Source organism: Ferdinandcohnia sp. SAFN-114, from assembly GCF_059415045.1.
Window position 1 is genome coordinate 1 of sequence record NZ_JBPFDQ010000052.1, and the last position, 7,748, is coordinate 7,748.

The 7,748-nt window shown below is 38.1% G+C and carries 7 protein-coding genes and 1 pseudogene; 2 read left to right on the top strand and 6 right to left on the bottom strand.

The window, feature by feature from the left end; all coding sequences use genetic code 11:
• Positions 1-75 precede the first annotated feature (75 nt).
• Positions 76-795 (bottom strand): annotated as a pseudogene (locus ACR65M_RS16545) (MFS transporter); the annotation flags it as partial.
• A 23-nt stretch (positions 796-818) separates the two neighbouring features.
• The gene (locus ACR65M_RS16550) at positions 819-2,126 is read right to left on the bottom strand and encodes an alkaline phosphatase family protein (protein ID WP_440273851.1); all 1,308 of its coding nucleotides are present in this window, start codon (positions 2,124-2,126) and stop codon (positions 819-821) included.
• 335 nt (positions 2,127-2,461) lie between these two features.
• Here ACR65M_RS16550 and ACR65M_RS16555 point away from each other — a divergent pair, with 335 nt between their 5' ends.
• Entirely contained in the window at positions 2,462-3,826 is a 1,365-nt protein-coding gene (locus tag ACR65M_RS16555) for an MATE family efflux transporter (protein WP_440273852.1), read from the top strand.
• Positions 3,827-3,866: 40 nt separating this feature from the next.
• Here the strand turns inward: ACR65M_RS16555 and ACR65M_RS16560 are convergent, their stop codons facing one another.
• The 4 genes from ACR65M_RS16560 to ACR65M_RS16575 are packed head-to-tail and all read right to left on the bottom strand — an operon-like array spanning position 3,867 to position 6,552.
• On the bottom strand, positions 3,867-4,559 hold the full coding sequence (locus ACR65M_RS16560) for a hypothetical protein (RefSeq protein ID WP_440273853.1): 693 nt from the start codon (positions 4,557-4,559) through the stop codon (positions 3,867-3,869).
• Positions 4,559-5,287 (bottom strand): hypothetical protein, encoded by a 729-nt coding sequence (locus tag ACR65M_RS16565; protein WP_341332722.1) that lies wholly within the window; start codon positions 5,285-5,287, stop codon positions 4,559-4,561. Before ACR65M_RS16565 ends, ACR65M_RS16560 begins: the two co-directional genes overlap by 1 nt.
• Positions 5,274-6,170 carry an ABC transporter ATP-binding protein gene (locus ACR65M_RS16570; RefSeq protein WP_440273854.1) on the bottom strand — a complete coding sequence of 299 codons (897 nt, stop codon included), beginning with the start codon at positions 6,168-6,170 and terminating at the stop codon, positions 5,274-5,276. Before ACR65M_RS16570 ends, ACR65M_RS16565 begins: the two co-directional genes overlap by 14 nt.
• The gene (locus ACR65M_RS16575) at positions 6,157-6,552 is read right to left on the bottom strand and encodes a GntR family transcriptional regulator (RefSeq protein WP_099352840.1); all 396 of its coding nucleotides are present in this window, start codon (positions 6,550-6,552) and stop codon (positions 6,157-6,159) included. Before ACR65M_RS16575 ends, ACR65M_RS16570 begins: the two co-directional genes overlap by 14 nt.
• 275 nt (positions 6,553-6,827) lie before the next feature.
• Between ACR65M_RS16575 and ACR65M_RS16580 the strand changes: the two genes are divergently transcribed.
• Entirely contained in the window at positions 6,828-7,040 is a 213-nt protein-coding gene (locus ACR65M_RS16580; protein ID WP_440273855.1) for a hypothetical protein, read from the top strand.
• Positions 7,041-7,748: the final 708 nt, after the last annotated feature.

Sequence of the window (7,748 nt, forward strand, 5' to 3'; positions counted from 1 at the left end):
TGTCACAATACTTATCTCAAGTATTGCCATTTTGGAGGTGTTTTATATTGTCTCACTATTTTAGGTTAGTCCAAAGAATAAAAACACAGCACGGTATTTTTTGATTTCCTTAAAGGTTGTTCCAAGGCGTTTAAAGCTACTTGCGATCGGATTAGGTTCCCGTTCGATATAGTAACGTTGATGTACATTTTTGAATAATGGGATGGAAAAAAGACCCCACCAAACGGCTGTAATGATAAATGCTATTTTACTAGCAACAGTTGCCGAAATCGGTAAAATTTCTTGTTGTGCAAGAAGGATAATGGCGATAGCAAGTAAAAAAGGAATAGTACTACCGATATAGCCTAATCCATATCCACGTGCAGAAACACGGTCCATTTTATCTTCAGTTGTGACGTCAACTAGAAACGCATCATAGAAAACATTTGCCCCTGTTGAACCTAAAGCAGCAAACGTATAAACAATTAATAAGAGCAACCAATTATCACTTGGTACAAAAGCTAATAAGGCTGTTGCGGAAACTCCTAATGCAAAGAAGAAAGTGAAAAACTTCTTTTTGTAGCCTTGATAATCAGCAATTGTTCCCAGTATCGGTCCAATCATCGCTAAGATAAAGGTGAAAATGGCGATTGTATAGCCAAGATATGCTGTTGAATCTGAAGCATCCACACCTGCATTTGTTGCGGCAGCCTTATAGAAAATCGGAAAAACAGCCGTAGTAATAATAATTGAATAGGCTGAATTGGCCCAATCATAATACATCCAACTCGATTCCTCTTTCGTAAACGACCTCATCCCAAAACCCCCCTTAAATTTAATCAAATGTTTAGTAGTTCCTCAATCGCATGACCATCTGTTTTTCCTAGATCTAAGTCTAATAGTCTCGCAAATGTTGGCCCTTCATCTACGAGATGCATAGCAGGTATTTCAATGTTTGGACGAATTCCTTTTCCGGAAGCGATAAGAACGGTTGTGTAGTTCTCCTTTTCCGGTGAGTAGCCATGGCTTGCAAAGGTATAGCGTTTTTCACGAACATCCTCAGCTTGAATTTCATCGATATACTCACCATCCAGCTGCTCCTTAAAATAGTAGCCAAGCCGTGCTTCAATCATGAACGCAGCATTGTCATCTGCCCCCTTTTCCTGCGCTTCACTACTTGAAAGAATACGTTCGATACCGTTGTCCTCAACTTCCATTAGCTCTGTAAGAAGGGTTCTAACCTGTTCTTTAGTTTTAGTGTCGTTTTTCTCTTTAAGATAAATATATGCAGAGCCATCACAGCTTTTGCAGTATGCCTTCCAATCTATTACGTTACCATCCGTATTTACGGTAATAAGACCTGACTTCCTAAATAAAACATTCAGTTTAACTGCCTTGGATTCATCCAATGCACTATGGTCACCTAATGCAATGATTGTTGTTTTTTCATAGATTCCACTTTCTTTTAAAGCATTCATGATCCTACCCAGTCTTTCATCATGACGACGAAGGGCTGCCATTGCTTCATCAGATGAAAATCCATGATAATGGCGTTGTGAATCCAAGTCGACAAAATGGACAAGCATAAGATTAGGCTTTCTCGTTTTAATGGTTTCAACGGTTGACTCAAGTACGAAATCATCGAGTTCAGGCTGATTAAGCCCATTCCGAAGATGTCCAAACTTTCGATTCATTTCCAATTGATATAGCGGACTGCCATTAAATAAAGAAACAAAGATTTGATTATGCCATGGGCGATTTGCAAAAATCTCTGGCATATTGTAATCGATATTTGCCTTTGCAGTTACGGGCCATAAAAGGGCTGCAGTCTTCATCCCAGCCTTTTTAGCTTCATCGTAAAGAGTCGTTCCTTTTACATGCTGTCTGTGCCAATACCAATCCGGCGATTGGCGACCAGGATGGAGAAAAGTGTTATTGACGATTCCATGATTTTTTGGATATCTCCCAGTCACTATCGTTGCATGGCATGGATAGGTTACAGAAGGATATATTGTTTCAACATTCTTGCAAAAAGATGCATGCTCTAAGAGTTTCTTAAAATTGGGAAGCTCATTAATAATTGGAAAATCAAGTGATGATAAGCAGTCAAATGAGATGACCAGTAAATAATCAGTGAGTCGTGACATATGGCCCTCCATCCTACGAAAGTCTTGTAATCTACTTACAATATAACAGAAAATTGGCAATTAAAATATGAAAACAATGTAAAGACAAAGTAAAAAAGTATTCATTTAAATGTGAGATGGAATATAATTATGGTTATGTGTTCAATTTAACTGCTTGGCGTTTAATCACAGCCTGAGTATAGTTAAGCCTCCGGTGGATGCCACGATTATTCAAAGGTATTTTCGACTAAGAACGCCACTTCCTGTGGCAACGTCTTTGTGACCCACCCCGTGCGGGCCTAAAAAATCGGGCGCATACATACGCCGAGGCGCATTTGATTTGAAGGAGAACGTTCATGTACGAAACAAAAAACATTCGAGAAAAAATAAAATTGATTATTATTATGTTGATTCCCATTTTAATCACACAGTTAAGTATGTTTTCCATGGTATTTTTCAATACAATCATGACTGGAAGATTTAACTCTTCTGATTTAGCCGGGGTTGCGATTGGGTCATCCATCTGGAATCCGATTTTTACAGGAATAAGTGCCATTTTACTTGCAGTCTCACCTATAGCTGCTCAAAAATTTGGTGAAAAGAAAAGTAATGAAGTATCAACAGTTGTTTCAAGTGGGATATATTTAAGCTTCATTATTGGATTCGTGGTTATTTTAGCAGGGGTTCTCTTTTTAAATCCATTGTTATCCATGATGAATTTGCAAGAAAGTGTACACAAGACAGCACATAATTACCTAGTTGGGTTGAGCTTTGGGATCATTCCGTTGTTCATATTTAATGTACTGCGATCATTTATTTATGCATTAGGGATTACAAGAGTAGTCATGTTTGTATTATTGGTATCTGTACCTATTAATCTATTCTTAAATTATGTATTAATATTTGGTGCTTTGGGCTTTCCTGCACTCGGAGGTGGGGGAGCCGGTTTAGCGACTTCCATTACGTATTGGGTTATAGTTGGGATAACAGCTTTTATCGTCATTACAAAAGAACCATTTTCTTCCTATAAAGTTTTTGCTGGACTTAGCGGTTTTACATTGAGAGAAAGCAAGGAGATTTTAAAAATAGGTATCCCGATGGGGTTATCAACTTTTTTTGAAACGAGTATGTTTGCCGCTGTAACGATTTTAATTAGTAAATTTTCTGTTACAACCGTTGCAGCTTATCAATCAGCGCTGAATATTGTTTCGTTCCTCTATATGATTCCAGTGAGCATTTCAATGGCGTTAACCGTTCTAGTGGGGTTTGAAGTAGGAGCAAAGCGCTTTAAGGATGCGAAAATTTATAGTTGGTTAGGGATCTCACTTTCAATGATCATTGCGCTTGTTACGGGGCTCTTTGTGATTGTCTTCCGCTTTAAAGTGGCTGGTCTTTATTCAACGGAAACGGCGGTCATCACATTAACAGCTCAATTCCTAATTTACGCTTTATTCTTCCAGGTGTCGGATGCTATTCAAGCAACAGCACAGGCTGCTCTAAGGGGATACAAGGATGTTAATATCGCATTCGTAATGACTTTGGTCGCCTATTGGCTCATTTGCTTACCTGCCGGCTGGGGGCTTGCGCACTTCACGGATTTAGGAGCTGCCGGTTACTGGCTTGGCTTGACATTTGGTTTACTTGCTGCAGGAGTCGGTTTATCAGCAAGACTCATCCACATCCAACGCACACGTTATGCGGAGGAAAAAATGGTTGGCTAAACTTAAAAGGAAGGGGACTCCCCCTTCCTTTTTTTGTTGCTTATTCTCCGATAAAGTTAACAAACTCGCTCCCAGTTAACTCTAGGTTTTTCGGAACTCTAATTAAAAGAAAATCATAATTAAGCGGCTTATCATCGTTGAACCTATTATCAAATTCATCCATAATGCCGCCACCTTTAAACTGCGAGATTACAAAGTCATTATGAAAGCTATATAGTCTAATCGAATAATCTAGTGGAGAAATGACTAGCATATTGTTATTTTCGATTGAAACGGTAGGCGATGGGATTTCCTCATAAAAATCATAACCATTGAAATTTGTATTTGCTACATAATAGATTACTTCAATGATGTTATCGTCAGTTTCGTTACGGTCAAAAACGGTCTGCATGTTTAAATTGTCCAATGGTTTAATATTAAGTTGGTCTTGATCGAATGGAATTTCCCACTTTTCTTTTTCCTTTATAGCTTCAAAATTTTCAATGTTCCCCTGTTGAATCGCTTGATTTATTTGTTCGTAGCTCAAATCCTGAGTTGTGTTTTCAGATGTTTTAAAACTAGGGATGCAATAATAAACAATCACAGAGACTGTTAAGATGATTAAATATGTTCCTAGTAAAATTTTTGTACCCTTTACACCTTTGAACTTTTTACCAAAGAATACAGAAACTAAAATAATCGCAAGGATGAACAAGATAATGATAGGAAGTATCAAAGTACCGATAACTGACATTATTTTCGAACCTCCAATCGATTGGTTGCAGCTATTACAATCCACGTCATAACTGCGACTGTAACAATGATTTTGAGTGTAAATACAAGGATAGATGATTCATGTGCAAAAAACGTAAACCCTGTAAATGTATCAAATGATCGTATTTCATAAATAGCCCAACCAATTACAAATGCAGGTATCGCAAATCCAAAAAGTTTGTTTATTTGCGTAAACATTCCGATGAGATAACCTAGTGTTGCAAACAAAAGCAGATATAATGTACCGACATAAATGCCAACAAGCATATCAGAAAATGGGAGGAAAAAATGGTTCGCTATAATCTTATTACTCCCATTGAAATACAAGATTACCCTTAAAAGAATTCCAGCAAAAGTTGAAGTGATACTGGCAATAAATGAATAGATTATCAACATTCCAATTGTTGAAAGGTGACTACTCATTCTGTTTGTTACAAATGAAAAATCGATATAATGATAGGGTTTTGTTGATAGAGTGATTGCCGTAATAACAGCCCAAAAGGCGGTAAAAACAAAAATAACACTTCCGGAGTAACTGGTTATCGAAACACTCCCACCAAGCCCCATCTGGCCAACTCCATTAAAAGAAAACAAAAGCGCAATCGCCTGGACAGTTGCGAGGCTTGTAAACGTACCATAATAAGCCCTCACTTTAAAAAATAGCTGTTTTTTTACAATATCAAGTATACTTGCATTAGTTAAATACATCATTTATACCCCCTTTATTCTTTGCGGTGAGATATACACAAAGGTCTTCAGTTGCAACCGGGGTAAGATCAATTCCGAGTTTCTTCGCTTCTAACCATGTTGCTTCTGGATAAGCATCCTTTACAACGGAATACGTGTAATCATTACCGAAGTCTTCTACATAAATGACCTCCATCTCTTTTGTGACTTTTTCAATGATGTTTGCTTTACCACGCAGTCCAACTGCAAACTCCTTCAAATCATCGATCGATTCATGAAGTGCAACATTACCGTTTCGTATGAGGAGAACATTTTCCAAAATACTATCAATTTCGTTTAGCAGGTGGCTTGAAAAGAGGATTGTTCTAGGGTGCGCAATGTAATCTTTCAATAATGCCTTGTAAAAATCCTTACGTATGGCGGCGTCCATTCCAGTTGTAGGTTCATCAAAGATTGTAATTGGGCAGCGGGATGAGAGACCGATGATCATATTAAATGTACTTTTCATACCTTTTGAAAGATGATGGTGAAGTTGCTTTGGATTAAAATCGAAATAATCGAATAGCCGTTTTGCCAACTCGCCGTCCCAATTAGGATAGAATTTTGCACTTGCGTCTATTAGTTCTGCTAGATTCAGCCAAGGAGGGAAGGCCATATTATCATCAATAAAAATAAGATTGGAAGAGATCTTTAAATTATTAAACGGGTCCTCCGAAAAAACACGAACCTCTCCTGAAGAAACTGGGTAAAAACCAGCGATAATCTTTAAAAGGGTTGTTTTTCCTGCTCCGTTTCTACCAATAACTCCCGTTATCGTATTTGGCTCAATTGTAAAAGTCAGATTATCTAATGCTTTAAACCCACTATAGAGTTTAGATACATTATGGAACTCAATTGCGTTCATCACGATTCCCCCTTTGTCTTTCTTTTTCAGCCTTAATCAAATTGACTAATTCTTCTTCATTAACCCCTAATCGTTCTGACTCCATTACAAGTTCGAAAATGAGATTTTTCATTGTTTGACTTTTCCTTTTCTCTAAAATAAATTGTTTGGCGTTCGGTGTTACAAACATGCCTAAGCCTCGCTTTTTATAAAGAATGTTTTCATCTGCAAGGAGATTCAGTCCCTTTGCAGCGGTTGCAGGATTAATATTGAACATTTCTGCAAGCTGATATTGAGAAAATACCTTGTGATCCTCTGGTATTGCTCCACTTAAGATTTCTGTTTCAATCCATTCTGAAATTTGTACATAGATTGGCTTCGTGCCATCCTGCTTAAACTTCATCTGAACACCTCCTTAGGTGAATATGTGCCATAGTGCATTAGTGGTATAATGTACTATACTACATACTATGTAAAATTTCCAGATTATTTACTATAATTTTTAAAAAATGACCATAATTAGGCTAGTAAAGGAAAAAGAAGTTAATTCATCCTTGAGAAAAACCTTAAAAATACGCCTCTAGTCTTAGATTCTTGTAATTTCTAGGTCCATAGTTCGAATACATATCTTATAGTATAGTTAACTTGAGGAAGTGCTGATTGATGAAGAGGAGAAGGATGAATTGTTGGCTGGGAATCCTCTTCATGGAGGAGATGAAGGGGAAAAAATTGAATTATTGTTGTGGAAATCATCTTGATAGAGGAGATGAATGGGAAAAATTGCGTTATTGTCGTGGAAATCCTCTTGGTAGAGGAGATGAATGGGAAAAATTGCGTTATTGTCGTGGAAATCCTCTTCATAGAGTTGATGAAGGGGAAAACGCTGGATAAATTGCGCGTGAATCCTCTTCATGGAGTGTATGAAGAGGAAAAGGCTGGATGAATTGCGTGTGAATCCTCTTCATGGAGTGTATGAAGAGGAAAACGCTGGATGAATTGGGTGTGAATCCTCTTCATGGAGTGTATGAAGAGGAAAAGGCTGGATGAATTGGGTGTGAATCCTCTTCATAGAGTTGATGAAGGGGAAAAGGCTGGATGAAATGCGTGGAAAACCTCTTCATGGAGTGTATGAAGAGGAAAAGGCTCGATAAATTACGTGTGAATCCTCTTCATGGAGTGTATAAAGGGGAGAACGCTGGATGAATTACGTGTGAATCCTCTTCATGGAGTGTATGAAGGGGAAAACGCTGGATAAATTGCGTGTGAATCCTCTTCATGGAGTGTATGAAGAGGAAAAGGCTGGATGAATTGCGCGTGAATCCTCTTCATGGAGTGTATGAAGAGGAAAAGGCTGGATGAATTGCGTGTGAACCCTCTTCATGGAGTGTATGAAGAGGAAAAGGCAGGATGAATTGCGTGTGAATCCTCTTCATGGAGTGTATGAAGAGGAAAAGGCTGGATAAATTACGTGTGAATCCTCTTCATGGAGTGTATGAAGAGGAAAAGGCTGGATGAATTGCGCGTGAACCCTCTTCATGGAGTGTATGAAGAGGAAAAGGCAGGATGAATTGCGTGTGAATCCTCTTCATGGAGTGTATG

Coding starts and splice junctions, on each gene's coding strand:
- ACR65M_RS16550 (WP_440273851.1), bottom strand. CDS start 2,126: ATGTCACGACTCACTGATTATTTACTGGTCATCTCATTTGACTGCTTA.
- ACR65M_RS16555 (WP_440273852.1), top strand. CDS start 2,462: ATGTACGAAACAAAAAACATTCGAGAAAAAATAAAATTGATTATTATT.
- ACR65M_RS16560 (WP_440273853.1), bottom strand. CDS start 4,559: ATGTCAGTTATCGGTACTTTGATACTTCCTATCATTATCTTGTTCATC.
- ACR65M_RS16565 (WP_341332722.1), bottom strand. CDS start 5,287: ATGTATTTAACTAATGCAAGTATACTTGATATTGTAAAAAAACAGCTA.
- ACR65M_RS16570 (WP_440273854.1), bottom strand. CDS start 6,170: ATGAACGCAATTGAGTTCCATAATGTATCTAAACTCTATAGTGGGTTT.
- ACR65M_RS16575 (WP_099352840.1), bottom strand. CDS start 6,552: ATGAAGTTTAAGCAGGATGGCACGAAGCCAATCTATGTACAAATTTCA.
- ACR65M_RS16580 (WP_440273855.1), top strand. CDS start 6,828: ATGAATTGTTGGCTGGGAATCCTCTTCATGGAGGAGATGAAGGGGAAA.